The 24,383-nt window shown below is 65.8% G+C and carries 27 protein-coding genes and 1 pseudogene; 19 read left to right on the top strand and 9 right to left on the bottom strand.

Features of this window, described 5'->3' with window-relative positions:
- Positions 1-54: 54 nt before the first annotated feature.
- The 4 genes and pseudogenes from BCO18175_RS29875 to BCO18175_RS29860 all read right to left on the bottom strand — a co-directional run bounded on the left by BCO18175_RS29875 (position 55) and on the right by BCO18175_RS29860 (position 2,478).
- Positions 55-444, bottom strand: a complete 390-nt coding sequence (locus tag BCO18175_RS29875; protein ID WP_174986245.1) for a hypothetical protein — start codon at positions 442-444, stop codon at positions 55-57.
- Positions 444-1,418, bottom strand: a complete 975-nt coding sequence (locus tag BCO18175_RS29870) for a tyrosine-type recombinase/integrase (RefSeq protein WP_254608186.1) — start codon at positions 1,416-1,418, stop codon at positions 444-446. The genes BCO18175_RS29875 and BCO18175_RS29870 overlap by 1 nt, the downstream gene beginning before the upstream one ends.
- Before the next feature lie 253 nt (positions 1,419-1,671).
- A pseudogene (locus BCO18175_RS29865) lies at positions 1,672-1,914 on the bottom strand (magnesium chelatase domain-containing protein); the annotation flags it as partial.
- Between the two features lie 312 nt (positions 1,915-2,226).
- Positions 2,227-2,478, bottom strand: coding sequence for an accessory factor UbiK family protein (locus BCO18175_RS29860; RefSeq protein ID WP_006489451.1), 252 nt, complete (start codon positions 2,476-2,478; stop codon positions 2,227-2,229).
- A gap of 355 nt (positions 2,479-2,833) precedes the next feature.
- Between BCO18175_RS29860 and BCO18175_RS29855 the strand changes: the two genes are divergently transcribed.
- The 7 genes from BCO18175_RS29855 to ptsP all read left to right on the top strand — a co-directional run bounded on the left by BCO18175_RS29855 (position 2,834) and on the right by ptsP (position 10,259).
- Positions 2,834-3,172, top strand: coding sequence for a P-II family nitrogen regulator (locus BCO18175_RS29855; RefSeq protein ID WP_027789049.1), 339 nt, complete (start codon positions 2,834-2,836; stop codon positions 3,170-3,172).
- A 37-nt stretch (positions 3,173-3,209) separates the two neighbouring features.
- Complete coding sequence (locus BCO18175_RS29850) at positions 3,210-4,721, top strand: ammonium transporter (protein ID WP_174971548.1); 1,512 nt, start codon at positions 3,210-3,212, stop codon at positions 4,719-4,721.
- A 244-nt stretch (positions 4,722-4,965) separates the two neighbouring features.
- A complete protein-coding gene (gene gshA / locus BCO18175_RS29845; RefSeq protein WP_174916207.1) occupies positions 4,966-6,255 on the top strand; it encodes a glutamate--cysteine ligase in 1,290 nt (429 codons plus the stop codon).
- 26 nt (positions 6,256-6,281) lie between these two features.
- Entirely contained in the window at positions 6,282-7,238 is a 957-nt protein-coding gene (gene gshB, locus BCO18175_RS29840) for a glutathione synthase (RefSeq protein ID WP_011353294.1), read from the top strand.
- A gap of 230 nt (positions 7,239-7,468) precedes the next feature.
- Positions 7,469-7,939 (top strand): PTS sugar transporter subunit IIA, encoded by a 471-nt coding sequence (locus BCO18175_RS29835; protein ID WP_174916205.1) that lies wholly within the window; start codon positions 7,469-7,471, stop codon positions 7,937-7,939.
- Between the two features lie 73 nt (positions 7,940-8,012).
- Entirely contained in the window at positions 8,013-8,282 is a 270-nt protein-coding gene (locus BCO18175_RS29830) for an HPr family phosphocarrier protein (RefSeq protein WP_031401331.1), read from the top strand.
- Between the two features lie 186 nt (positions 8,283-8,468).
- Entirely contained in the window at positions 8,469-10,259 is a 1,791-nt protein-coding gene (gene ptsP, locus BCO18175_RS29825; protein WP_174986256.1) for a phosphoenolpyruvate--protein phosphotransferase, read from the top strand.
- 73 nt (positions 10,260-10,332) lie between these two features.
- Here ptsP and BCO18175_RS29820 read toward each other — a convergent pair whose 3' ends face one another.
- The 3 genes from BCO18175_RS29820 to gpmA all read right to left on the bottom strand — a co-directional run bounded on the left by BCO18175_RS29820 (position 10,333) and on the right by gpmA (position 13,753).
- Complete coding sequence (locus BCO18175_RS29820) at positions 10,333-11,085, bottom strand: HesA/MoeB/ThiF family protein (protein WP_089484625.1); 753 nt, start codon at positions 11,083-11,085, stop codon at positions 10,333-10,335.
- Positions 11,086-11,190: 105 nt separating this feature from the next.
- Complete coding sequence (locus tag BCO18175_RS29815; protein WP_174986241.1) at positions 11,191-12,738, bottom strand: S41 family peptidase; 1,548 nt, start codon at positions 12,736-12,738, stop codon at positions 11,191-11,193.
- A 268-nt stretch (positions 12,739-13,006) separates the two neighbouring features.
- Positions 13,007-13,753: a 2,3-diphosphoglycerate-dependent phosphoglycerate mutase gene (gene gpmA / locus BCO18175_RS29810; RefSeq protein WP_027789056.1), complete on the bottom strand. Its 747-nt coding sequence runs from the start codon at positions 13,751-13,753 to the stop codon at positions 13,007-13,009.
- Between the two features lie 135 nt (positions 13,754-13,888).
- Between gpmA and BCO18175_RS29805 the strand changes: the two genes are divergently transcribed.
- From BCO18175_RS29805 to BCO18175_RS29785, 5 genes are all read left to right on the top strand, one after another.
- Entirely contained in the window at positions 13,889-14,311 is a 423-nt protein-coding gene (locus BCO18175_RS29805) for a rhodanese-like domain-containing protein (protein ID WP_021164238.1), read from the top strand.
- Complete coding sequence (gene grxC / locus BCO18175_RS29800) at positions 14,308-14,568, top strand: glutaredoxin 3 (RefSeq protein WP_122946334.1); 261 nt, start codon at positions 14,308-14,310, stop codon at positions 14,566-14,568. Before BCO18175_RS29805 ends, grxC begins: the two co-directional genes overlap by 4 nt.
- Before the next feature lie 107 nt (positions 14,569-14,675).
- Complete coding sequence (gene secB / locus BCO18175_RS29795) at positions 14,676-15,158, top strand: protein-export chaperone SecB (RefSeq protein WP_011353285.1); 483 nt, start codon at positions 14,676-14,678, stop codon at positions 15,156-15,158.
- A gap of 28 nt (positions 15,159-15,186) precedes the next feature.
- Positions 15,187-16,185 (top strand): NAD(P)H-dependent glycerol-3-phosphate dehydrogenase, encoded by a 999-nt coding sequence (locus BCO18175_RS29790; RefSeq protein WP_011353284.1) that lies wholly within the window; start codon positions 15,187-15,189, stop codon positions 16,183-16,185.
- A 95-nt stretch (positions 16,186-16,280) separates the two neighbouring features.
- A complete protein-coding gene (locus BCO18175_RS29785; RefSeq protein WP_174916203.1) occupies positions 16,281-16,805 on the top strand; it encodes an O-acetyl-ADP-ribose deacetylase in 525 nt (174 codons plus the stop codon).
- Between the two features lie 34 nt (positions 16,806-16,839).
- Here BCO18175_RS29785 and trmL read toward each other — a convergent pair whose 3' ends face one another.
- Positions 16,840-17,310: a tRNA (uridine(34)/cytosine(34)/5-carboxymethylaminomethyluridine(34)-2'-O)-methyltransferase TrmL gene (gene trmL, locus BCO18175_RS29780; RefSeq protein ID WP_011353282.1), complete on the bottom strand. Its 471-nt coding sequence runs from the start codon at positions 17,308-17,310 to the stop codon at positions 16,840-16,842.
- A gap of 105 nt (positions 17,311-17,415) precedes the next feature.
- The gene (locus tag BCO18175_RS29775; protein WP_174986238.1) at positions 17,416-18,219 is read right to left on the bottom strand and encodes a ComF family protein; all 804 of its coding nucleotides are present in this window, start codon (positions 18,217-18,219) and stop codon (positions 17,416-17,418) included.
- Between the two features lie 81 nt (positions 18,220-18,300).
- Here BCO18175_RS29775 and BCO18175_RS29770 point away from each other — a divergent pair, with 81 nt between their 5' ends.
- The 7 genes from BCO18175_RS29770 (at position 18,301) to BCO18175_RS29740 (ending at position 24,370) form a co-directional block, all read left to right on the top strand.
- A complete protein-coding gene (locus BCO18175_RS29770) occupies positions 18,301-19,266 on the top strand; it encodes a methyltransferase domain-containing protein (RefSeq protein ID WP_174986237.1) in 966 nt (321 codons plus the stop codon).
- A gap of 195 nt (positions 19,267-19,461) precedes the next feature.
- Positions 19,462-19,986, top strand: a complete 525-nt coding sequence (locus tag BCO18175_RS29765) for a DUF2244 domain-containing protein (RefSeq protein WP_174986254.1) — start codon at positions 19,462-19,464, stop codon at positions 19,984-19,986.
- Between the two features lie 55 nt (positions 19,987-20,041).
- Positions 20,042-21,637: a cytochrome c oxidase subunit II gene (gene coxB / locus BCO18175_RS29760; RefSeq protein ID WP_011353278.1), complete on the top strand. Its 1,596-nt coding sequence runs from the start codon at positions 20,042-20,044 to the stop codon at positions 21,635-21,637.
- Between the two features lie 43 nt (positions 21,638-21,680).
- Positions 21,681-23,288, top strand: a complete 1,608-nt coding sequence (gene ctaD / locus BCO18175_RS29755) for a cytochrome c oxidase subunit I (RefSeq protein ID WP_069248929.1) — start codon at positions 21,681-21,683, stop codon at positions 23,286-23,288.
- Between the two features lie 80 nt (positions 23,289-23,368).
- Positions 23,369-23,509 carry a cytochrome oxidase small assembly protein gene (locus tag BCO18175_RS29750; RefSeq protein ID WP_174916200.1) on the top strand — a complete coding sequence of 47 codons (141 nt, stop codon included), beginning with the start codon at positions 23,369-23,371 and terminating at the stop codon, positions 23,507-23,509.
- Between the two features lie 35 nt (positions 23,510-23,544).
- Positions 23,545-24,153, top strand: a complete 609-nt coding sequence (locus BCO18175_RS29745; protein ID WP_011353276.1) for a cytochrome c oxidase assembly protein — start codon at positions 23,545-23,547, stop codon at positions 24,151-24,153.
- A 16-nt stretch (positions 24,154-24,169) separates the two neighbouring features.
- Positions 24,170-24,370 carry a DUF2970 domain-containing protein gene (locus BCO18175_RS29740; RefSeq protein ID WP_174952994.1) on the top strand — a complete coding sequence of 67 codons (201 nt, stop codon included), beginning with the start codon at positions 24,170-24,172 and terminating at the stop codon, positions 24,368-24,370.
- The last annotated feature ends 13 nt before the right edge of the window (positions 24,371-24,383 follow it).

Raw genomic sequence — 24,383 nt, 5'->3', positions numbered from 1 at the left:
AGGGCATTCAATCACGTGGGTCAAAATTCGATGAAAATTTTCAGCTCTAGTGGGTCAGTTCTGTGCGGACATCAACAAACGACCGACGTCTGACAGCGTGAGGTCACGATCCAATGCAGTACGAAGCAATACGACATAGTCGAGGAAGTCCTTCATGTGCATGCAATACGTATGTGATGTCAGAAGCGCGAGTTCACCGTCTTGCTTCGCAAGAAATCGTTCAATTTGTCGCTGACACGCGTAAGTGATTGCATCAATGCCGTGACCGTACCATCGGCCAAAGTCGAACCGCGCGCGCCCGCCTTTAAAGTTTGGGCCGAATTCGACAGCCGTATTGATTGGGCGAGTAATATCTGGCACCCGATGGAATAGGTCTGCCGGAGGATTTGGTGTGCTCCCGAGGTTGGGCAGGTCAGTTCGCTGAAATACTTTCTTGCGCCCCATCAAATCTCCTCTGTCAACGCGTCAACTTCGCCGCTATAGGCGAGAGTGGCTTCGTCAGCCAACTCATTGACCATGTGGAGATACACCATCGTCGTGCTTATGGACGCATGCCCGAGCTGATTCTTGAGGAAAACAATAGGTTCGATGCGGTTTTCTTCGCGATTGCGTTGTAACGCAACTAACGTGTGTGTTGCGTAGGTATGCCGCAGCATATGGGGGTGCGCCTTGATTCCTACAGTGGCGCCGACCCGTCGAACCATCGCCTCAATCCCTTTACCGTCCGCCGCCCAAGGATTCCCATCTTGATTGAGGAACAACTGGGGGGGCGACGCATTGGATGTGGATGCACGCTCACCTCTCCAGCGCTTCGCGTAGTGAAACAGATCACGCATTGTCGATCGCTTAACAATGATGGTACGAGCTCGGGAGCCCTTCGTCTTCATGCCAGTACCGTCGCTCGGGTCCAGCTTTATCCGTATGTTCCGCGTCTGAGATGGAGTCTTATCCGGATCAACGACATATGCCAGCGGGAAGCTGGCAAGCTCTTCTCGACGGAGGCCAGACTCGAGCGCGAATCGAATGATTGCGCGGTGATGCCGGTTGATTGCGGCTTCGAGCACAAGCTTGGCCTCGGCTTTGCTGAGGAACGTTGGCAGATCCTTGTGCTTTCGAGGCATCACGGATCGAACCTGATGCCGCCCGCCCGTTGCGTCTACGTGAGCCAGGAATTTGGTGCCGTCGCGGTACTGTCGAATCTCATATTTGAAGGGAAGGGTCGTGATCCAGCCTTCCGTCAGTGCGAATTCGTAGAACGCGCATATGTAGCGAATCCGTTGACGAACCGTGTTTCGTGCGAGACCGACGACATCGAAGCAGTACATCCGATATCCGTCGATAAGGCTTGTCTTGTCACTACGGCTGACGTCCTTCCAGCCGAGATCATGGGCCTCAAGGAAGCTAAAGAAGTCGTACAAAGCCCTTCCGGTAGGCTCCCATGAGTTTTTTGACCCGATGGCGCCTCGAGTGAGGTAGTAGCGAAGAAATTCGTTTGCTTCCCAGCAGCTTGTCATGTCCTCCCAGAGGAGGATCGGGAAAGACGGTCGCGGAACCCCGGCGATTTGGTATTCGCTGGTCGACTTTACTAAGTGCACTAAGGGCCTCCGCGATATCCGACAATAAGCTCGGTGCCACTATATCAAACACCTAACAGGTTCTACGCCCCATAACGAACCGCCCCGACTCCTTCGGCAGGTCGGCCGGCGCGAGGTTGACGGTGATGCGGCGCACGGGGAATTCGAAGCCGCAGTTCTGCAGCGCGGCCCGGACGCGCTCGCGGCTTTCGCGGACTTCGAGATCGGGCAGGCCGACGATCGAGAACGACGGCAACCCGTTGGCGAGATGGACTTCGACGGTGACGTCCGGCGCACGGCCGGAGGCGGGCGCGCGACTGCGCACCACGGCGAGCGACATGGCAAGGCTCCTGTAAACAAGACGGGCGGACGACGGCCGGTCGGGGCCGCATGCCGCGGGAATCGGAGGAATCGGTGCGCGCTTGCCGGCGTGGCGCGGGGAAAGAACGAGGAACTGCGGAACGACGGACTGCGAAGAACGATGGACAGCGAAGAGCGGGGCTACTGCGAAGAGCGATGAACTGCGAAGAGCGGGGGTACTGCGGAGAACGACGGACGACGAAGAGCGATACGGTGACTTCAGTGCTTCAGGGGCGGCGGGCGCGAACCGCACGAGGCGGCCCGCGCCCGGACCTTGCGGCCGGGTAGGGCGTCAGGCTTGCGGCGCGGCGAGCTTCTGCTCGAGTTCCGCGACGCGTTTCTCGAGTTCCTCGAGGCGCACGCGGGTGCGGGCGAGCACCTGTGCCTGCGTGTCGAATTCCTCGCGCGTGACGAGATCGAGTTTCGAGAAGCCTTGCGACAGCATGGCCTTCACGTTGCGCTCGACGTCCTTGGCCGGCGAGTTTTTCAGCAGATCGCTGACGCGCGACTGCAGGTCGTTGAAAACGTCGCTGGGTTGCTTCATGTGATTCCCCTTCCTTGCACAAAAAATGTGCATCTTCAGTTGCGTACGTGCCCATGATGCACGCATGACCGGAAATGGTGCGCCCGGAGCGCGAATTCCGGGCATGGCGCCCGCATGGGTGAATGCCCCGGCGATCCGGGACGTGCGTGCACTCTAGCAACGATCCTTTCGCCGCGCCAGCAAACCGGGCCACGTTGGCCATTCGGCCGGGCTTCCGCACCTTACATCACGGGATGCGACCCCTTGATGAAGCCCTTTGAAACGGTGCGCGAACCAACATGGCATGCGAGTTGCTGAGGAGAGTCCGTTACAACATTCCAACCAATTCGACGGGACAACCCAGCGAGAGGACTTCATGAAACTCATTACCGCAATCATCAAGCCGTTCAAGCTCGATGAGACGCGCGAGGCGCTGTCGGCGCTTGGCGTCTCGGGCATCACGGTGACGGAGGTGAAAGGGTTCGGGCGCCAGAAGGGGCACACCGAGCTGTACCGCGGCGCCGAATACGTGGTCGATTTCCTGCCGAAGATGAAGATCGAGGCAGCCGTGTCCGACGATCTCGTCGACCAGGCGGTTGAGGCGATCGAGCGGGCCGCGCGCACGGGCAAGATCGGCGACGGCAAGATCTTCGTCACGGCGATTGAACAGGTGATCCGGATTCGCACCGGGGAGACAGGCGCAGACGCGCTGTAACAGAACAGACAAGACAAGCGACAAGAGGAAACCCAAGATGCGCAAACTTCTGATGTCCCTGCTGATGGCCGGCTCGCTGATCGCGGCCGGTGTCGGCTCCGCGCTCGCCGACGACGCGGCGTCCGCCGCGGCTGCGTCCGCGCCCGCCGCAACGGCTTCCGACGCCTCGGCTGCCGCCGCTCCGGCCGCTTCGGCGCCGGCTGCCACCGACGCATCCGCCACGGCCGCTGCCGCCGCACCCGCGTCGGGTGCCGCCGCCTCGGCTGCCACCGCCGCTTCGGCTCCGGCCGCACCCGCCGCACCGACCGAGCCGTTCTCGGTCGATTCGTCGAAGATCAGCGCGGGCGACACCGCGTGGATGCTGACGTCCACCGCGCTCGTGCTGTTCATGACGATCCCCGGCCTCGCGCTGTTCTACGCCGGCATGGTTCGCAAGAAGAACGTGCTCGCGACCGTGATGCAGAGCTTCGCGATCACCGCGGTGATCACGGTGCTGTGGACGGTGGTCGGCTACAGCCTCGCGTTCACGCCGGGCAACGGCTTCATCGGCGGCCTGTCGCGTGCGTTCCTGCACGGGATGACCTACGTGAAGGGCGACAAGGCGACGACGCTGACCGTCAGCCACCTGGCGACGACGATTCCGGAATCGGTCTACTTCGTCTACCAGATGACGTTCGCGATCATCACGCCGGCCCTGATCTGCGGCGCGTTTGCCGACCGGATGAAGTTCTCGGCGATGCTCGTGTTCATGACGCTCTGGTCGCTGATCGTCTATGTGCCGATCGCGCACATGGTGTGGGAGCCGACCGGCTGGCTGTCGTCGGACGGCGTGCTCGACTTCGCGGGCGGCACCGTCGTGCACATCAACGCCGGTATCGCGGGCCTCGTGTCGTGCCTGATGCTCGGCAAGCGCATCGGCTTCGGCCGTGAATCGATGGCGCCGCACAACCTCGTGCTGACGATGATCGGCGGCTCGATGCTGTGGGTCGGCTGGTTCGGCTTCAACGCGGGTTCCGCAGTCGCGGCCGACGGTCGTGCCGGCTTCGCGATGCTGACGACGCAAGTCGCGACGGCCTGCGCGGCACTCGGCTGGATGTTCGCGGAGTGGCTCTCGCACGGCAAGCCGTCGGTGCTCGGCATCGTGTCGGGTGCGGTCGCGGGTCTCGTCGCGATCACGCCGGCGGCCGGCTTCGTCGGCGTGACGGGTGCACTCGTGATCGGCATCGCGGCCGGCGTCGTGTGCTTCTGGTCGGCGACGTGGCTCAAGTCGAAGCTCGGCTACGACGATTCGCTCGACGCGTTCGGCGTCCACGGCGTGGGCGGGATTCTCGGCGCACTGCTGACCGGCGTGTTCGCGGTCAAGGACATCGGCGGCGCCGACGGCAGCCTGCTGCTGCAGGCCAAGGGCGTGCTGATCACGCTGGTCTACAGCGGCGTGCTGAGCTTCGTGCTGCTGAAGCTGATCGACCTGACGATCGGCCTGCGCGTGTCGGAAGAAGAAGAGCGCGAAGGCCTCGACGTGGTCCTGCACGGCGAGCATGTCGAATAAGTCACAAGAATGACCGGCGGGCCGCCGCGACGACGGCGCCCGCCATGAATGAGCGCAGCGACTTCGGCCCGCCTCACCCGGCGGGCTTTTTTTCTCCTGTCACCCACTGCCGTAGCGCATAACCCTTCGCGCTATCGGGTCAATAGCCGAAAACTTCCTCCAAACCCTTGCGAAGCCGGGAACAATCCCCAAATGGGCAGGGCAATTGCTCTACAATCTTCATTCTCCCGCTCGCGAGTGATTCATGGTTCCCCACCTCGTTACCGCGTTGAACGGTCCGCTGCTCGAACTCGAGCAGAAGATCCTCGACGCGACGCCTGCGATCGAACGCTGGTTCAGGCTCGAATGGCAGGAACATACCCCGCCGTTCTATTGTTCGGTGGACCTGCGCAACGCCGGCTTCAAGCTGGCACCCGTCGACGCGAACCTGTTCCCCGGCGCGTTCAACAATCTGCCGTCCGAAGTGCTGCCGCTCGCCGTCCAGGCCGCGATGGCCGCGATCGAGAAGATCTGCCCGGATGCGAAGAACCTGCTCGTGATTCCCGAGCTGCCGACCCGCAACGCGTTCTACCTCGAAAACGTCGCACGCCTCGCGACGATCATGCGCCAGGCCGGCCTGCACGTGCGCTTCGGCTCGCTCGACCCGAGCATCACCGACATGACGCCGATCACGCTGGCCGACGGCCAGAAGATCGTGCTCGAACCGCTCGAGCGTTCGCAGCGCCGCCTCGGCCTGAAGAATTTCGATCCGTGCTCGATCCTGCTGAACAACGACCTGTCGGCCGGCATTCCGGCCGTGCTGGAAAACCTGCACGAGCAGTACCTGCTGCCGCCGCTGCACGCGGGCTGGGCCGTGCGCCGCAAGTCGACGCACTTCTCGTGCTACGACGACGTCGCGAAGAAGTTCGCGAAGATGGTCGGCGTCGATCCGTGGATGGTGAATCCGTATTTCGCGCACGTGGAAGGGGTCGACTGGCAGGCGCATGAAGGCGAGCAGGCGCTCGCCGATGCGATCGACGGCGTGCTGAAGAAGATCGCGCGCAAGTACCGCGAATACGGAATCAGCGAGAAGCCGTACGTCGTCGTGAAGGCCGACGCGGGCACGGCGGGGCGCGGCGTGATGACCGTGCACGACGCGGCCGAGATCGGCCGCATGTCGAAGGCCGAGCGCGCGCAGATGGCCGAGTCGAAGGCCGGCCTCGCGGTGCGCGACGTGATCGTGCAGGAAGGCGTGTATACGTTCGAGCGCGTCGGCGACGAAGTCGCGGAGCCCGTCGTGTACATGATCGACCGCTACGTGGTCGGCGGCTTCTACCGCACGCACGCCGGCCGCGAGCGCGACCAGAACCTGAACGCGCCCGGCATGCACTACGTGCCGCTCGGCTTCGAGCACACCGCGCTGCCGGATGCGGGCGCCAAGCCGGGTGCCGCGCCGCCGAACCGTTTCTACATGTACGGCGTCGTCGCGCGGCTGTCGCTGATCGCGTCGTCGATCGAACTGGAAAAGACCGATCCCGAAGCCATCCAGGTGTAACGGACCTTCGCTACGTACAGGACCTCATGGACATTCTCTTTATCGCCGACCCGCTCGAGCGCTTCAAGATCTACAAGGATTCGACCTACGCGATGATGGCCGAGGCGGCGCGGCGCGGGCATGCGGTGTACGCGTGCGAGCCGAACCACCTCGCATGGACGGGGTCGGCCGTCGAAGCCGACGTGCGGCGCATCACGTTCGTCGGCGACCCGGACGACCTGCATCGCGAGACGTGGTACGAGGCCGGGCCGGTCGACGCGCGCCGCCTCGAATCGTTCGGCGCGGTGCTGATGCGCAAGGATCCGCCGTTCGACATGGAGTATGTGACGTCGACCTGGCTGCTGGAGCTGGCCGAGCGCGCCGGCGCGCGCGTGTTCAACAAGGCGCAGTCGATCCGCGACCATTCGGAAAAGCTCGCGATCGGCGAGTTTCCGCAGTTCGTCGCGCCGACGCTCGTCACGCGCGACGCGAAACGGCTGCGCGCGTTCCACGCCGAGCACGGCGACGTGATCCTGAAACCGCTCGACGGGATGGGCGGGATGGGCGTGTTCCGCGTGAAGCCGGACGGCATGAACCTCGGTTCGATCATCGAGATGCTGAGCCACGACGGCACGCGTTCGGTGATGGCGCAGAAATTCATCCCCGAGATCAAGGCCGGCGACAAGCGCATCCTGCTGATCGGCGGCGAGCCGGTGCCGTTTTCGCTCGCCCGGATTCCGCAGGGCAGCGAGGTGCGCGGCAATCTCGCGGCGGGCGGGCTCGGCGTTGCGCAGCCGCTGACCGCGCGCGATCGCGAGATCGCCGAAACGCTTGGGCCCGTGCTCGCGGCGCGCGGGCTGCTGCTGGTCGGCCTCGATGCGATCGGCGACTGGCTGACCGAGGTGAACGTCACGAGCCCGACGTGCTTCCGCGAGATCATGGAGCAGACGGGCTTCGACGTCGCCGCGATGTTCATCGACGCGCTGGAGCGTGCGGCCGCGTAGGCCGTCTCCCGCGTAACCCCGGCGGCGGCCGCGCAGGTCCCCCGTCGCCGGAGCAGTTCGACCGGCCTGCTACAATGCCCGCTTGCCCGGTGCCGCGCTCGCGCACCGAAGGCCCGGCGGTCGGGCCGAAACTGTTGCAAGGCTGAACATGGAACGTTTCCCTCACTCGCTACGCTCATTGCCCCGCCGCGGGGTGTCGGCCCGCCAGGGGCGGCCGGGAGCGATCTGACATGGCCGGGATCCTGATCATCGCGCACGCCCCGCTCGCCACCGCGCTGCGGGACTGCATCGCACACATCTATGGCGGCGTGCCCGCCCGCATCGGCTGTATCGACGTGACGGCGGACAGCGATCCGACCCAGGTGATGGCGTTCGCGCACGCGGAACTCGCGCGGCTCAAGGAAGAGAACGGCGTGGTCGTGCTGACCGACATGTACGGCGCGACGCCCGCGAACATCGCCGGCCAGCTTGCCAAGATCGACAACGTGCGCGTGCTGGCGGGCGTGAACCTGCCGATGCTCGTGCGGGCCGTCTGCTACCGCACCGTGCCGCTCGACAAGCTGGTCGACAAGGCGCTGTCCGGCGGCGCGAAGGGCGTCCACGAGGTGTCGTCCGGCACGCCGCCGCCGCCGACGGAAACCGGCTGCGGCCAGTGCGCGCCGATTCCGCCCGAACCGCAACCGCGCACCGAATCGCACTGATTTCCCGTTTTCCGTTTTAGACAGCACCGCCGACGCGCGCCGCCGGCGGCCCCGACCGACCCGACCGAGAATCATGCTTCAACAAGAAACCACCATCGTCAACAAATTGGGGCTCCATGCGCGCGCATCGGCCAAGCTTACGCAACTGGCCGGCAACTTCCAGTCGGAAGTCTGGATGACGCGCAACGGGCGCAAGATCAATGCAAAGAGCATCATGGGCGTGATGATGCTGGCGGCGGGCATCGGCAGCACCGTGACGATCGAGACCGAAGGGTCGGACGAGCGGGAAGCGATGGACGCGCTGCTGAAGCTGATCGCGGACAAGTTCGGCGAAGGCCAGTGATCCCCGCGCGGGATCGTTGCCGTTTCCAGTCAGAATGCCGCGGATCCCGCGGCATTTTTTTCGCCGGAAGCATTGATGCGGAATGCGCAATGCTGCGGTGCATGCAGTCAGCGGGGAGTCGCGGAATTTATAATCGCTAACCGGGGTCATAAGCGCATCGCAGCAGTGTGCCGCGGCTTTACTTGTATAGAAGAGGAGGTGCGCGTGTCCTTCACGCTGCATGGCATTCCCGTCTCACGTGGTATCGCGATCGGGCGAGCGTATCTGATCGCGCCGGCGGCGCTCGACGTCGCCCATTACCTGGTCGAGGCCAACCAGATCGATGCGGAGGTCGAGCGCTTCCGCACGGCGCTCGAGGTCGTGCATCACGAACTCGAAGCGCTGCGCGCCGACCTGACCGACGACACGCCGAGCGAAGTCGGCGCATTCATCGACGTGCACGCGATGATCCTGAGCGACGAGATGCTCGTGCAGGAAACCATCGACCTGATCCGCACGCGCCGCTACAACGTCGAGTGGGCGCTGACCGAGCAGCTCGAGCTGCTCACGCGCCACTTCGACGACATCGAGGACGAATACCTGCGCGAGCGCAAGGCCGACATCGAGCAGGTGGTCGAGCGCGTGCTGAAGGCGCTCGCCGGCGCGCCGTCCGCGTCGCAGGCACTTGACCGCGCGGCCAAGAACGGCACGAACGAGATGATCGTCGTCGCGCACGACATCGCGCCGGCCGACATGATGCAGTTCAAGTCGCAGTCGTTCCAGGCGTTCGTCACCGACCTCGGCGGGCGTACGTCGCATACGGCGATCGTCGCGCGCAGCCTCGGCATTCCGGCCGCGGTCGGCGTGCAGCACGCGAGCGCCTTGATCCGCCAGGACGACCTGATCATCGTCGACGGCGACCAGGGCATCGTGATCGTCGATCCGGCGCCGATCGTCCTCGAGGAATATTCGTACCGGCAGTCCGAGAAGCTGCTGGAGCAACGCAAGCTGCAGCGTTTGAAGTTCTCGCCGACGCAAACGTTGTGCGGCACGAAGATCGAGCTGTACGCGAACATCGAGCTGCCCGACGACGCGAAGGCGGCCGTCGATGCCGGCGCGGTCGGCGTCGGGCTGTTCCGTTCCGAGTTCCTGTTCATGCATCAGAAGGAAATGCCGGAGGAGGAGGAGCAGTTCGCCGCGTACAAGCGGGCCGTCGAGTGGATGAAGGGCATGCCGGTGACGATCCGCACGATCGACGTCGGCGCGGACAAGCCGCTCGAGGCGCTCGACGAAGGCTACGAGACGGCGCCGAACCCCGCGCTCGGCCTGCGAGCGATCCGCTGGAGCCTGTCCGAGCCGCAGATGTTCCTCACGCAGTTGCGCGCGATCCTGCGCGCGTCCGCGTTCGGCCAGGTGAAGATCCTGATCCCGATGCTCGCGCACGCGCAGGAGATCGACCAGACGCTCGACCTGATCCGCGAGGCCAAGCGTCAGCTCGACGACGCGGGGCTCGCGTACGACCCGAACGTGCGCATCGGCGCGATGATCGAGATTCCGGCCGCGGCGATCGCGCTGCCGCTGTTCCTGAAGCGGTTCGATTTCCTGTCGATCGGCACGAACGACCTGATCCAGTACACGCTCGCGATCGACCGCGCCGACAACGCGGTCGCGCACCTGTACGACCCGCTGCATCCGGCCGTGCTGCACCTGATCGCCTATACGTTGCGCGAAGCGAAGCGCGCGGGCGTGTCCGTGTCGGTGTGCGGGGAGATGGCCGGCGATCCGGCGCTCACGCGCCTGCTGCTCGGGATGGGGCTCACCGAGTTCTCGATGCACCCGAGCCAGCTGCTCGTCGTGAAGCAGGAGATCCTGCGCGCGCACCTGAAGGCGCTCGAAAAGCCGACGGCCGACGTGCTCGCCGCGTTCGAGCCGGAGGAAGTGCAGGCCGCGTTGCAGCGCCTGTCGGTCGCGGAGCCGCGCGCGGATGCGGCCGCGTAGGCGCCCACGGGGCCGCTAAAACCGTAGCGAAGTGTCACCACGCATGCGCCGCCCGGCGCATGCCCGTCGCGCGTCAGTGCCGGCCCCCGCACACGGGGCAGTCGGCCTGGCGCGCGATTTTCATCGTCGTCCATTCCATCCGCAGCGAATCGAGCATCATCAGCCGCCCGTTGAGCGTCTTGCCGATTTCGCCGATCACGCGCAGCGCCTCGGCGGCCTGCATCGCGCCGATGATCCCGACCGTCGGCGCGAACACGCCCATCGTCGCGCACGCGACTTCCTCGAACGGCTGGTCTTCCGGAAACACGCACGCATAGCAGGGCGCGGCCGGGTCGCGGAAATCGAACGTGCTGATCTGGCCGTCGAAGCGCAGCGCGGCGCCCGACACGAGCGGCACGCCGTGCGCGACGCACGCGCGGTTGATCGCGTGCCGCGTCGCGAAGTTGTCGGTGCAGTCGAGCACGACGGTCGCGTGCGGCACGTGCGCGTCGAGCCACGCGTCGTCGACGCGCTCCGCGACCGCGTGCACCTTCACCTCGGGGTTCAGCTGAGCGAGCGCGTCGCGCCCCGATTCGACCTTGTGGCGGCCGACCGATGCCGTCACGTGCAGGATCTGCCGCTGCAGGTTCGTGAGATCGACCGTATCGGCGTCGACGAGCGTGATCGTGCCGACGCCCGATGCCGCGAGGTACATTGCGGCGGGCGAGCCGAGACCACCCGCGCCGACGACGATCGCATGCGCATCGAGAAAGCGCTGCTGCGCCTCGATGCCGATTTCGTCGACGAGGATGTGACGGGAGTAGCGCAGGAGTTGATCGTCGTTCATGGGGAGTCGTGGACGAGGCGGGCGGTCGTGTCGTTATTTTAGGCGCGCATGAAAAACGGGCCATCGCGGTCTTCCCGCGATGGCCCGTCGGATGCCGGCCGGCGCTTACTTCGGCGCCGACGCGGGCTTCGGTGCGGACACCGGCTTCGCGTTCGCGCCCGATCCCTTCGAGCTCGCCGTGGCCTTGCCGGCCGGGCTCTTCGTGCTCTCGGCGAGCAGCGACTTCGATTCCTGGACCGGCTTGCCTTCGAGCTTGTTGAGCGCCTGCTGCATCATGAAGTCGTCGGCGCTGCCGAACTCGATCGGCTTGCGATCGCGATCCTTCTGGCGCTGCTCCGGCGTCTTCTTGTCGTTCTGCTCTTCAAGAACGCGCAACTGATCCATCCGGCGCTGCTCGCGGTCTTCCTGTTCCTTCTTCTCGTTCGGATCCTGCGTGTTCGCGAGGTGGTTCGTGTAGTCGACCTCGCGTGTCACGAGCACGTCGTCCGGATCGCCGTCCGCGTACTGATCGACCGGCACGTCCGGCGTGATGCCCTTGTTCTGGATCGAACGGCCGCTCGGCGTGTAGTAGTACGCGGTGGTCAGGCGCAGCGCGGTGTCGGCCGTCATCGGGCGGACCGTCTGCACCGAACCCTTGCCGAACGTCGTCTTGCCCATGATCTGCGCGCGCTTCGAATCCTGCAGCGCACCGGCGACGATTTCCGACGCGGACGCCGAATAGGCGTTCGTCAGCACGATCATCGGCACGGTCTTGAAGACCGGCGGCAGGTTCTTCAGCGGATCGCCATCGAAGGACGGCAGGCGATAGTTGTCGTACGTATCGCGGTAGACCTGCTTCGAATCGGCGATCTGGCCGTTGGTCGACACGACGACCGAGTCGGGCGGCAGGAACGCGCCGGCCACGCCGACCGCGCTCTGCAGCAGGCCGCCGCCGTTGTTGCGCAGGTCGAGGACGAGGCCCTTCAGGTTCGGCTGCTGGCGCGCGATGTCCTGCAGCTTCTGGGCGAGATCGGGCGTCGTGCGCTCCTGGAAGCTCGTGATGCGGACGTATGCATAGCCCGGATCGAGGATCTTCATCTTCACGCTCTGGACCTTGATGATCGCGCGCGTGACCGTGACCGGGAACGTGCGGTCGTCGCTCTTGCGGAAGATCGTCAGCGTGACCTTGGTGCCCGGCTCGCCGCGCATCTGCTTGACGGCCTTGTCGAGCGTCATGCCGCGCACCGGCTTGTCGTTGATGCGGGTGATCAGGTCGCCCGGACGGATGCCGGCGCGGAACGCGGGCGTATCCTCGATCGGCGAGATCACCTTGACGAGGCCGTCTTCCTGCGAGATCTCGATGCCGAGACCCGCGAAGCGGCCCTTCGTCTGCTCCTGCAGCTCGTCATAGTCGGTCTTGTCGAGGAACGACGAGTGCGGGTCGAGGCTCGACACCATGCCCTTGATCGCGGCCGTCAGCAGCTTCTTGTCGTCGACCGGTTCGACGTACTCGCGTTTGATCTGTCCGAAGACTTCCGCGAACAGGCGGAGCTGGTCGAGGGGAAGCGGCGCCGTGGCGGTCTGCTCGGCCGATGCGGAAACCTGCAGCGTGGCGAACACGCCCGTGGCGAGGCCCGCGGCAATCAGGCCGATGTTCTTCAATTTCATTCGCATAGAGATCTGGTGCGGTCGGGAAGCGCGTGGCGGTAGCGGGGATGTAGCGGACAAGTATAACTGTTCGTCCGATGACTCAGTGGAACGGCGCGAAATGCGTCGAAAAGAGCCCGGAGCCGGCCCGGCGGGGCACCGCCGCCCGCGCTGCGGGTTCGAAAGCGGATTCGACCACGCCGGGGGCGCGAAGGTTCGCGCAGCGAGCGGGGTGAGGGGCAAGGGCCCCGGCCGGGCATGCCGCGCTGGACGCGGCTTGCCCGGCCGACGGGCATCAGCCCGCCTTGCCCTGCTTCGCGACGGCGGCTTGCGCCTGTGCGATCGCGTCCTGGTCGCCGAGGTAATAGTGCTTGATCGGCTTCAGGTTCTCGTCGAGTTCATACACGAGCGGCACGCCGTTCGGGATGTTCAGGCCGACGATGTCGCTGTCCGAGATGCCGTCGAGGTACTTGATCAGCGCGCGCAGCGAGTTGCCGTGCGCGGCGATCAGTACCTGCTTGCCCGCGCGGACCGCCGGGGCGATCGATTCGTTCCACAGCGGCAGCACGCGCGCGACCGTGTCCTTCAGGCACTCGGTGAGCGGCAGCTGCTCGCGCGGCACCTTCGCATAGCGCGGGTCGTTGAACGGTGCGCGTTCGTCGGTCGGCTCGAGCGCGGGCGGCGGCGTGTCGTAGCTGCGGCGCCACACGAGCACCTGGTCGTCGCCGAACTTCGCGGCCGTTTCGGCCTTGTTCAGGCCCGACAGCGCGCCGTAGTGGCGCTCGTTCAGGCGCCACGAGTGGACGACCGGCAGGTACATGAGGTCCATCTTGTCCTGCACGTGCCACAGCGTGCGGATCGCGCGCTTGAGCACCGACGTGTACGCGATGTCGAACGTGTAGCCGGCCTCCTTGAGCAATTCGCCGGCCTGGTAGGCCTCATTGCGACCCTGTTCGGTCAGGTCGACGTCGACCCAGCCGGTGAAGCGGTTTTCCTTGTTCCACGTCGATTCGCCGTGGCGGATGAGAACGAGTTTGTACATGGATCTTGCGGTCGGTAGTGAAGGAAGCTGTGGCGCGTCGAGCAGGACCCGACCCGGGCCCGCCATCGCGCAAGACGGTTATTTTATAATGGCGGGATTGTCCTCATCCGATTTCTCTTTTTCCGGCGGAATTCCGTGACGTTCTTTACCGATTACACCAACCTGGCCCTTATCGCGATCCTGGTGGTATCCGGCGGCCTGCTGGCCTGGCCCGCACTGCGCCGCGGCCGTGGCGGCCTGTCCGCCGCAGAGGCGACGCAACTTATCAACCGCCGCAACGCGGTCGTGATCGACGTGCGCGCCGCGTCCGATTTCGCTGCTGGCCACCTGCCGTCGGCGCGTCAGGTCGCGGCGGGCGAGATCGGCGCGAAGATCGCGCAGGTCGCGAAGAACAAGAGCACGCCGGTGCTGCTCGTCTGCCAGAACGGCCAGCAGTCGCAAAAGGCGGCTCGCGAGGTCGAGGCGGCGGGCTACGCCGAGGTGCACGTGCTCGAGGGCGGCGTGGCCGCCTGGCAGCAGGCCGGGATGCCGGTCGTCAAACAAGGAGTGGCGAAGTGAACAAGGTTTTGATGTACAGCACGCAGGTGTGTCCGTATTGCATCCAGGCCGAGCGCCTGCTGAAGCTGCGCGGTGTCGAGCAGATCGAGAAGGTGCTGATCGACCGCGATCCGGCCCGCCGCGACGAAATGATGACGCGCACGGGGCGCCGCACGGTGCCGCAGATCTATATTGGCGACACGCATGTTGGCGGTTACGACGATCTGTCGAAGCTCGACCGCGAAGGCGGGCTCGTATCGCTTCTGCAAGCGGCCTGAATAGGGCAGAATGGCCGCCGGCCGCGCCGCGGCTTGGGCGCGCAGGATAAATCCGTGGCGGCCGGCGAGAAGCCGGGCCGCCCCGTCACCACTTTTAGGGAAACACCATGTCCGACGTCGAAAACCAACCGTTCTTCAACATCCAGCGCGTCTACCTGAAGGATATGTCGCTCGAGCAGCCGAATTCGCCGGCGATCTTCCTCGAGCAGGACATGCCGTCGGTTGAAGTCGAAGTCGACGTCAAGGCCGACCGCCTCGCGGAAAGCGTGTTCGAAGTCGTCGTGTCGGGCACCGTCACCGCGAAGGTGAAGGACAAGGTCGCGTTCCTGATCGAAGCGAAGCAGGCCGGCATTTTCGACATCCGCAACATTCCGGACGAACAGCTCGACCCGCTCGTCGGCATCGCTTGCCCGACGATCCTGTTCCCGTACCTGCGTTCGAACATCGCCGACGCGATCACGCGTGCGGGCTTCCCGCCGATCCACCTGGCGGAAATCAACTTCCAGGCGCTGTACGAGCAGCGCCTCGCGCAGCTTCAGCAGCAGGCCGGTGCCGCAGCAGGCGCACCGAACGGCACGACGCTGAACTGACGTTTCACTCGGAGGACCGGTGCTGGGTATGAAAGTAGCCGTTCTCGGCGCCGGTGCCTGGGGCACCGCGCTCGCGGGCCATCTGGCCGCGCGGCACGATACGCTTCTGTGGGCGCGCGATGCCGCGCTCATCGCCGGGCTGCAGGCCCGGCACGAAAATTCCCGCTATCTGGACGGTATCGCGCTGCCTGACGCATTGCGCTACGACGCCGATCTCGGCGCCGCGCTCGCGCATGGCGCCGCGGACGACGCACTGTGCGTGATCGCCGCGCCCGTGGCCGGGCTGCGCACGCTGTGTCACGCGATGCGCGACGCAGGCTGCGTGCCTGCGCACGTCGTCTGGGTCTGCAAGGGCTTCGAGGCCGATACGCACCTGCTGCCGCATCAGGTGATCGCGGCCGAACTGCCCGAACAGCACAGCAACGGCGTGCTGTCGGGGCCGAGCTTCGCACGCGAGGTCGGACAGTCGCTGCCCGTCGCGCTGACGGTGGCGAGCACGTCCGCCGAATGCCGCGAGCGCACGCTCGCCGCGTTTCATCACGGCGCGATGCGGATCTATACGGGCGACGACGTGGTCGGCGTCGAGGTGGGCGGCGCGGTGAAGAACGTGCTCGCGATCGCGACCGGCATCGCCGACGGCCTCGGTCTCGGGCTGAACGCGCGCGCCGCGCTGATTACGCGTGGCCTCGCCGAAATGTCGCGCCTCGGCGTGGCGCTCGGCGGCCGGGCGGAAACCTTCACGGGCCTCACGGGCCTCGGTGACCTGATCCTCACCGCAACGGGCGACCTGTCGCGCAACCGCACGGTTGGCCTGCAGCTGGCGGCCGGCCGCACGCTGAACGATATCCTCGGCGCGCTCGGCCACGTGGCCGAAGGCGTGCGCTGCGCGCAGGCCGTGCTGGCCATCGCGCGTGCGCAGTCGATCGAAATGCCGATCACCGAAGCCGTGTGCGGCGTGCTGTTCGACGGCATCGCGCCGCGCGACGCCGTCAGCGGCCTGCTGCGGCGCGACGCGCGCGCCGAGTAGGGCGGCCCGGCGCCATCCGGCGCCGCGTTCGCTTCGGGCGCGCGGCGTCAAAGCGCGCTACGCTTGAACAGTCTCCGGCGTTCCGGGAGGTTGTCATGCTGCAGATCCATTCCACCACGCTCGATGCGCAGGTCGTCGACATCACGACGCTCGATGTCGACGCGATCGTCAACGCCGCGAACGGCTCGCTGCTCGGCGGGGGCGGCGTCGACGGCGCGATCCACCGCGCGGCCGGCCCCGGCCTGCTCGCCGAATGCCGCACGCTCGGCGGCTGCGAGACGGGCGATGCCAAGCTCACGCGCGGCCACGGGCTGCCGGCGCGCTACGTGATCCATGCGGTTGGGCCCGTGTGGCACGGCGGCGGGAGCGGCGAGGCCGACCTGCTCGCATCGTGCTACCGGCGCGCGATCGAGCTGGCCGAGGAGGTCGCGGCAACGTCGATTGCGTTCCCGGCAATCAGTTGCGGCATCTATCGCTATCCGGCTGAAGAAGCCGTCGAGATCGCGGTCGGTACCGTCGCCGAAATGCTGCCGCAGGCGCCGAACCTCGCACGCGTGGTGTTCGCGTGCTTTTCCCCCGACATCTACGACCTGTATCGCGCGCGGCTCGCGCGGGCGTGACGCGTCCCGCGGCGCGGGATGCGCCGCGCAAGCGTCATGCGCCGCCTTCGAAGCCGGCCTGGCGCCACGCCTCGAACACGACCACCGCGACCGTGTTCGACAGGTTCAGGCTGCGGTTGTCCGGCCGCATCGGCAGGCGCACGCGCTGTTCGTTCGGGAAGCGCTCGAGCAGCTCGGCGGGCAGGCCGCGCGTTTCCGAGCCGAACACGAACCAGTCGCCGGGCAGGAATGCATGATCGTGGAAGCGGCCCGAGCCGCGCGTGGTGAACGCGAACATCCGCGCGGGATCGGGCGTTTCCGCCGCGACGAATGCATCCCAGTCGCGGTGCACGCGCATCTGCGCATACTCGTGATAGTCGAGGCCCGCGCGGCGCATCCGCGCGTCGTCGAGCGGGAAGCCGAGCGGTTCGATCAGATGCAGGCGCGCGCCCGTGTTGGCGCACAGGCGGATCACGTTGCCGGTGTTCGGCGGAATTTCGGGGGCGACGAGGACGACGTTGAACATGTTTCGGTCTGGCTGGGCCGGCCGGGGCGGCGCAACGCGCGTGCTCCCGGCCGGCCGGTTCGTGGCGGCCGCCGCCGTGTCCGGGCGGCTGGCCTCTCTATCTAATTAATCCCTGGCGGTGCGCAGCGCAACCAGATTCGTCACGCGCGCGGCGCCCGCCGCCTTCAGCGCATGCGCGGCGGCCGCGAGCGTCGCGCCGGACGTCATCACGTCGTCGACGAGCGCGACGTGGCGGCCGGTGACGCCACCCGCCACCGCGAATGCCGCCATCACGTTGTCGCGCCGTGCGTGCCGGTCGAGCCGCGACTGCGGCGCGGTGTCGGCGACCCGCGCGAGCAGCGCCGCATCGGCGGGTACGCCGAGCCGCCGCGCGAGCGGACGCGCGATCGCCCACGCCTGGTTGTAGCCGCGCGCGACGAGCCGCCGGTGCGACAGCGGCACCGGCGCGACCAGGTCGAAGCCGCCGGCGCCGGGCGTATCGTCGATCAACCGTGCGAGCCGCGCCGCGAATTCGGTGCCGAGCGCGAGTTGCCGGTGGAACTTCAGGCCGCGCGCGAGCCCGTCGAGCGGCGCGCGGTAATCCGCCAGCGCGAGCGTTGCATCGAACGGCGGCAGCGCCGCACGGCAAGCGTCGCACCGATACGCGGCCGCACGGCCGGCGCCGGCGCGAGCGCCGCGGGGCGAGTGCGAACGCGGTGGCCCGATGCCCAGCGGCAGCGCGCAGACGTCGCAGCGCAGCCGCGCTTCGTTCCAGTACGCGGCGTCGCAAGCGCCGCAAATCATGGTGTGTGACAAATTGCCGCACAGTGCGCAGCGATTCGGCAGCGCGACCGCGGCGACGCGCGCTGCCAGCGCGCGAACCTGCGACAAAGCGACGCGCATCGTGCGTCGGGCGGAACTGCGGATCATCGCAACACTCCTGACACCCCGCCTCAATGAAGCCTGCGGGGCGAGCGAGTATACTTCGGGCTCTTCGCCAGTGTGCCCGACATGTCCCCAGCTTCGACTTCAACCGGCCGTCCGGCCAATGACGCAAGGCGCCTGCGGCGGATCTTCGACCGCCGTGCCGCCACGTTCGATGCGGTCGCGTTCCTGCCGCGCGAGATCGCGCAGCGGATGAATGAGCGCCTCGAATACATCAAGGTGAGCCCCGCAGCCGTGCTGGACGCGGGCTGCGGCCCCGGCGACGACCTGCCGGCGCTGCGCGCGCGCTTTCCGGAGGCGCCCGTATTCGGCGTCGACCTGTCCGGTGCGATGCTCGCGCGAGCCGGTCAGCGCGAGGTCGAGCAGGCGAGCTGGCGCCGCTGGCTGCCGGCCTCGCTCGGCCGCGCACTGGGCCAGCGCGGCCCGCGCGTCGCGCAGGCCGATTTCGCCGCGCTGCCGTTCCCCGGCGGCGCGTTCGACCTGATCTGGTCGAATCTCGCCCTCCACTGGCATTCGCGCCCGGACGCGGTGCTGCCCGAATGGCAGCGCGTGCTGCGCGTGAACGGGCTGCTGATGTTCAGCACGCTCGGCCCCGATACGCTGCGCGAATTGCGCGCGGCCTGCGCGGACGCCGAAGCGGCACTCGGCATGGCGCCGCCCGCCGCGCGCGTGATCGATTTCGTCGACATGCACGATCTCGGCGACATGCTCGTCGAGAGCGGCTTCGAGATTCCCGTGATGGATCAGGAAGTGCTGACCGTCACCTACAAATCCCCCGACTCCCTGCTGGCCGACGTGCGCCGCTGGGGCGCCTATCCGTTCGACCGCGAGGCGCCGCAGCGCGCGACGCGGCGCTTTCGCGCCGCGCTTGGCGACGCGCTGGAGGCCCGCCGGCGCGCGGACGGCACGATTCCGCTGACGTTCGAAGTGATCTACGGCCACGCATGGAAGGCCGTGCCGCGCACGACCGCCGAAGGGCACGGGATCGTGCGCATCGAGGACATCGGAAAGGGGCGTCCGAAGAATCGGTAAAGCGGTAAAGAGGGGTTTTGTTATGTCTGAAATTAGCGGCGCAAAGCGGGGTCGAATTGGCGCCTGAAATGGCCGAAAAGCTTGTCGCGCTTGGCTCGCGGGCCGATAGTCGCTTGCTTGTGGATGCCATTGAACCCGCCTATAATGCGTCAGCTTGTCGTCCCGGGGTCCCCGCAATACGGGCCGACGAGTCCGATGCAGGCATGCATCGCATGCCATTCGCGTGAGGCGGCGATGGAAGCAGCGAGGGTTTTGGCGGAGACGACGAACGGCGAGCCGGTCCTCGAAGACTGGCTCATGAAACGCAACTGTTCGGCGTCGCCGCGCCAGTTCGTGCTGTTTTACGCGTCGCTCGCGGGCTTCTCGCTGGTGATCGCGACATTGCTGATGTGGCGGGGGGCTTGGCTCGTCATGCCCTTCACCGGAATCGAGTTGCTGGCTGTGGGTGTCGCATTTGCGATCTATGCTCGCCATGCGGTCGATTACGAGCGCATCAGGCTGTATCCGCACCGGCTCGTGATCGAGCGGATGGATGCGGAGCGGCTCACGCAGATCGAATTCAACCCGCGCTGGGTGCGGGTCGAGCCGGGTGCGACGCCACGCGATCCGATTCGACTGGTATCGCGCGGGCAGACCGTCGTAATCGGGCAGCATCTCGCGCAGCACAAGCGTGCGCAGTTCGCCGACGAACTGCGCGTGTCGCTCAGGCGCTGCGGCTGACGAGGCGCGGGCACCGGCGGATAGGGCCGGCGGCTTGCGACGGGGGAGGGTTTGAATGGAAATTTTGGGTAAGGATGCTATGAAAACAATCAAGCGAGCCCTCACGGGCGTGCTGGCATGCAGCGGATTGCTCTTTGCCGGTGCCGCCCTGGCGGTCGGTGATAGCCCGGGCGGCCCCCGCGTCAACGAGATCAACTTTCAGCCGCCTGTCACGAAGATCGCCGAGGAGCTCTACGATCTCCACACGATGATGCTCATCCTGTGTACGGTGATCTTCGTCGGCGTGTTCGGCGTGATGTTCTATTCGATCTTCGCGCACCGCAAATCCAAGGGCCACAAGGCCGCCAATTTCCATGAAAGCACGACCGTCGAGATCATCTGGACGATCGTGCCGTTCGTCATCGTCGTGCTGATGGCGCTGCCGGCGACGAAGGCCGTCGTCGCGATGAAGGACACGACGAACGCCGATCTCACGATCAAGGTCACCGGCTACCAGTGGAAGTGGGGCTACGACTACGTGAAGGGCCCGGGCGAGGGCATCGGCTTCCTGTCGACGCTCAGCACCCCGCGTGACGAAGTGATGGGCAAGAAGCCGATCACCGACACCTATCTGCAGGAAGTCGACAACCCGCTCGTCGTGCCGGTCAACAAGAAGATCCGCATCATCACGACCGCGAACGACGTCGTCCACTCGTGGTACGTGCCCGCGTTCGGCGTGAAGCAGGATGCGATCCCCGGCTTCGTGCGCGACACGTGGTTCAAGGCCGACAAGGTCGGTACGTTCCGCGGTTTCTGTACCGAGCTGTGCGGCAAGGAACACGCGTACATGCCGGTCGTCGTCGAAGTCCTGTCGGATGACGACTACGCGAAGTGGGTCACCGCGCAGAAGGCCAAGCTGGCCAGCGCCGCAGTCGATCCGAACAAGGTCTACACGATGGCTGAACTCGTCGCGCACGGCGAGGAAGTCTACAAGGCGAACTGCGCGGCCTGCCACCAGGTGAGCGGCAAGGGCCTCGGCGCATTCCCGGCCATGGACGGCAGCCCGATCGTGAACGGCCCGATCGCCGGCCACGTCGAGCGCGTGCTGCACGGCAAGGGCGCGATGCCGTCGTGGGCGTCGCTGTCGGATCTCGACATCGCATCGGTCATCACGTACGAACGCAATTCGTGGGGCAACCACAAGAACGACCTGCTGCAGCCGAAGCAAGTGGCCGACGCGCGTAACGGCAAGATGCCGGAAGACGCGGCGGGCGCAGCGGCAGCGGCACCGGCCGAAGCAGCTTCGGCACCGGCGCAGGCTGCGTCGGGCGCAGAGCAGCCGGCGGCAGCGGCATCGGCCGCACTGTCGACGATCTACTTCGAGACGGGCAAGAGCGTGCTGCCGGCCGACGCGAAAGCGGCGATCGCCGCCGCGGCCGACTATGCGAAGGCACATCCGGACGCGAAGCTCGCGCTGTCGGGCTTTACCGACAAGTCGGGCTCGGCCGACGCGAACGCCGAACTGGCGAAGCATCGCGCACAAGCCGTGCGCGACGCGCTGAAGGCAGCAGGCGTGGCGGAAGACCACATTATTCTCAAAAAGCCGGAAACGATCACGGGCGGGGCTGACGCGAAGGAAGCCCGGCGTGTCGAGATCGGCCCGGCGGCTTGACGTGTCGCTGAGTTAGTCGACGTATTCGCATTAGGAGATTCTCATGTCTAGCATCGGGCACGACGTAGCCGCGGACCACGCGCACGACGACCACGCGCACGAAATGCCGCACGGCTGGCGGCGCTGGCTGTTCGCCACCAACCACAAGGACATCGGTACGCTGTACCTGTTGTTCTCGTTCATCATGTTCCTGTCGGGCGGCGTGATGGCGCTCGCCATCCGGGCCGAGCTGTTCGAGCCGGGCCTGCAGATCATGCGTCCGGAGTTCTTCAACGAACTCACGACGATGCACGGCCTGATCATGGTGTTCGGCGCGATCATGCCGGCGTTCGTCGGCTTCGCGAACTGGATGATTCCGCTGCAGATCGGCGCGTCCGACATGGCGTTCGCGCGGATGAACAACTTCAGCTTCTGGCTGCTGCCGGTTGCGGCCGTGCTGCTGGTCGGTTCGTTCTTCGCGCCGGGTGGCGCGACGGCCGCCGGCTGGACGCTGTACGCACCGCTGTCGACGCAGATGGGCCCGGGCATGGACTTCGCGATCTTCGCGGTCCACATCATGGGCGCGTCGTCGATCATGGGCGGGATCAACATCGTCGTGACGATCCTGAACATGCGCGCACCGGGCATGACGCTGATGAAGATGCCGATGTTCGCATGGACGTGGCTGATCACGGCCTACCTGCTGATCGCGGTGATGCCGGTTCTGGCAGGCGCGATCACGATGGTGCTGTTCGACCGCCACTTCGGCACGTCGTTCTTCAACGCGGCAGGCGGCGGCGACCCGGTGATGTACCAGCACATCTTCTGGTTCTTCGGCCACCCCGAGGTGTACATCATGATTCTGCCGGCGTTCGGGATCGTGTCGCAGGTGATCCCGGCGTTCGCACGCAAGACGCTGTTCGGCTATAGCTCGATGGTGTACGCGACGGCTTCGATCGCGATCCTGTCGTTCATGGTCTGGGCGCACCACATGTTCGCAACGGGCATGCCGGTCACCGGCCAGCTGTTCTTCATGTACGCGACGATGCTGATCGCGGTGCCGACGGGCGTGAAGGTGTTCAACTGGCTCGCGACGATGTGGCGCGGCTCGATGACGTTCGAAACCCCGATGCTGTTCGCGATCGGCTTCCTGTTCGTGTTCACGTTCGGTGGTCTCACGGGCCTGATGCTCGCGATGGCGCCGCTCGACATCCAGTATCACGGTACTTACTTCGTGGTGGCGCACTTCCACTACGTGCTCGTGGCCGGCTCATTGTTCGCGCTGTTCTCGGGCTGGTACTACTGGGCGCCGAAGTGGACGGGCTGGATGTACAACGAGACGCGCGGCAAGATCCACTTCTGGGCGTCGATGATCTTCTTCAACCTGACGTTCTTCCCGATGCACTTCGTCGGTCTCGCAGGCATGCCGCGTCGCTATGCGGACTACCCGGCGCAGTTCACGGATTTCAACCAGGTGGCGACGATCGGCGCATTCGGCTTCGGCCTCGCGCAGGTGTACTTCCTGTTCGCGGTCGCGCTGCCGGCCTACCGTGGCGGCGGCGAGCTGGAAAAGGCGTCGGACAAGCCGTGGGATGGCGCGGAAGGCCTCGAGTGGACGGTGCCGAGCCCGGCTCCCTTCCACACGTTCGAGCAACCGCCGCACGTCGAGTAAGTTTCACAGTGCGTTCCGCCGCTGCCTGCCGCGCAGGCAGGCGCGGCGGGCGCCGAATTGAAGTTTCAGCGAAGTTTCAGATGAACCGGAATCCACAACAAAGACGAACGCCCGAGCAGATTCGCGCGGGCAACAAGCGGCTCGGCCTCATCCTGCTCGTCATCGCCGCCGTCTTTTTTATGGGTGTCGTGATCAAGCAGTGGTGGCTGTCCACTCACTGATGCAGCAACAGACGCAGTAGCGAGGAAGTTGTCGTATGTCGAAGCCGGAAGAGGGCGCCGTCGATCGGGCGTTCAATCGTTCGATGCTGGTGAAGCTCTTCGTCGTGGCCGGGCTGATGTTCGGTTTCGGCTTCGCGCTGATCCCGATGTATCGGGCGATCTGCCAGATCACCGGTATCAACAACCTGGTGCAGCGCGATGTCAGCGAGCGCGAGGTGAAGAACTCGCAGGTCGACACCAGCCGCACGGTGTCGGTCGAGTTCGATGCGAATGCGCGCGGGCCGCTCGGTTTCAAGCCGGAGCACAACAGCCTCGACGTGCATCCGGGCGAGCTGACGACGATCGTGTACGACGTGACGAACGGGCAGGGCCGGCCGGTTGTTGCACAGGCGATTCCGAGCTACGCGCCGAAGCAGGCGACGGAGTTCTTCAAGAAGATCGAGTGCTTTTGCTTTACGCAGCAGACGCTGGCCGCGAACGAATCGCGCAAGATGCCGGTGGTGTTCGTGATCGATCCGAAACTGCCGAAGGACGTGAAGACGATCACGCTGTCGTACACGTTCTTCGAGCTGAATACGCCGGCCACGCCGGCGCCCGCGCCGGGCAAGACCGCGGCGCAGGGCGCGGCGAAGCCGGACGCATGACGACGGAGGCGGGGCGATGACGGAGGGCAAGCGGGGCGGGTCGTTCGGCCAGGCGCTGAAAGCCGTGCTGTGGTCGTTCTTCGGGGTGCGCAAGCGGCGCGACCTGGAGGCCGACGCGACGCAGCTGAATCCGCTGCACGTGCTGATCGTCGCGTTGCTGGCGGCCGGTTTGTTCATCGGCGTGCTGATCCTGATCGTGCGTGCCGTCGTGGGCTGAAGCCCGCGGCCAC

Source organism: Burkholderia lata (genome assembly GCF_902499335.1).
GTDB classification, from domain to species: domain Bacteria; phylum Pseudomonadota; class Gammaproteobacteria; order Burkholderiales; family Burkholderiaceae; genus Burkholderia; species Burkholderia lata_B.
The sequence above is the reverse complement of the archived record's forward strand: the minus strand, read 5'-3'. Positions and strand labels throughout refer to the sequence as shown.

Excerpts from the sequence above, each read along its gene's own strand:
- BCO18175_RS29875 (WP_174986245.1), bottom strand. The coding sequence starts at position 444 with ATGGGGCGCAAGAAAGTATTTCAGCGAACTGACCTGCCCAACCTCGGG.
- BCO18175_RS29860 (WP_006489451.1), bottom strand. The coding sequence starts at position 2,478 with ATGAAGCAACCCAGCGACGTTTTCAACGACCTGCAGTCGCGCGTCAGC.
- BCO18175_RS29855 (WP_027789049.1), top strand. The coding sequence starts at position 2,834 with ATGAAACTCATTACCGCAATCATCAAGCCGTTCAAGCTCGATGAGACG.
- BCO18175_RS29850 (WP_174971548.1), top strand. The coding sequence starts at position 3,210 with ATGCGCAAACTTCTGATGTCCCTGCTGATGGCCGGCTCGCTGATCGCG.
- gshA (WP_174916207.1), top strand. The coding sequence starts at position 4,966 with ATGGTTCCCCACCTCGTTACCGCGTTGAACGGTCCGCTGCTCGAACTC.
- gshB (WP_011353294.1), top strand. The coding sequence starts at position 6,282 with ATGGACATTCTCTTTATCGCCGACCCGCTCGAGCGCTTCAAGATCTAC.
- BCO18175_RS29835 (WP_174916205.1), top strand. The coding sequence starts at position 7,469 with ATGGCCGGGATCCTGATCATCGCGCACGCCCCGCTCGCCACCGCGCTG.
- BCO18175_RS29830 (WP_031401331.1), top strand. The coding sequence starts at position 8,013 with ATGCTTCAACAAGAAACCACCATCGTCAACAAATTGGGGCTCCATGCG.
- BCO18175_RS29820 (WP_089484625.1), bottom strand. The coding sequence starts at position 11,085 with ATGAACGACGATCAACTCCTGCGCTACTCCCGTCACATCCTCGTCGAC.
- BCO18175_RS29815 (WP_174986241.1), bottom strand. The coding sequence starts at position 12,738 with ATGCGAATGAAATTGAAGAACATCGGCCTGATTGCCGCGGGCCTCGCC.
- gpmA (WP_027789056.1), bottom strand. The coding sequence starts at position 13,753 with ATGTACAAACTCGTTCTCATCCGCCACGGCGAATCGACGTGGAACAAG.
- secB (WP_011353285.1), top strand. The coding sequence starts at position 14,676 with ATGTCCGACGTCGAAAACCAACCGTTCTTCAACATCCAGCGCGTCTAC.
- BCO18175_RS29790 (WP_011353284.1), top strand. The coding sequence starts at position 15,187 with ATGAAAGTAGCCGTTCTCGGCGCCGGTGCCTGGGGCACCGCGCTCGCG.
- BCO18175_RS29785 (WP_174916203.1), top strand. The coding sequence starts at position 16,281 with ATGCTGCAGATCCATTCCACCACGCTCGATGCGCAGGTCGTCGACATC.
- trmL (WP_011353282.1), bottom strand. The coding sequence starts at position 17,310 with ATGTTCAACGTCGTCCTCGTCGCCCCCGAAATTCCGCCGAACACCGGC.
- BCO18175_RS29775 (WP_174986238.1), bottom strand. The coding sequence starts at position 18,219 with ATGATCCGCAGTTCCGCCCGACGCACGATGCGCGTCGCTTTGTCGCAG.
- BCO18175_RS29770 (WP_174986237.1), top strand. The coding sequence starts at position 18,301 with ATGTCCCCAGCTTCGACTTCAACCGGCCGTCCGGCCAATGACGCAAGG.
- BCO18175_RS29765 (WP_174986254.1), top strand. The coding sequence starts at position 19,462 with ATGCAGGCATGCATCGCATGCCATTCGCGTGAGGCGGCGATGGAAGCA.
- coxB (WP_011353278.1), top strand. The coding sequence starts at position 20,042 with ATGGAAATTTTGGGTAAGGATGCTATGAAAACAATCAAGCGAGCCCTC.
- ctaD (WP_069248929.1), top strand. The coding sequence starts at position 21,681 with ATGTCTAGCATCGGGCACGACGTAGCCGCGGACCACGCGCACGACGAC.
- BCO18175_RS29750 (WP_174916200.1), top strand. The coding sequence starts at position 23,369 with ATGAACCGGAATCCACAACAAAGACGAACGCCCGAGCAGATTCGCGCG.
- BCO18175_RS29745 (WP_011353276.1), top strand. The coding sequence starts at position 23,545 with ATGTCGAAGCCGGAAGAGGGCGCCGTCGATCGGGCGTTCAATCGTTCG.
- BCO18175_RS29740 (WP_174952994.1), top strand. The coding sequence starts at position 24,170 with ATGACGGAGGGCAAGCGGGGCGGGTCGTTCGGCCAGGCGCTGAAAGCC.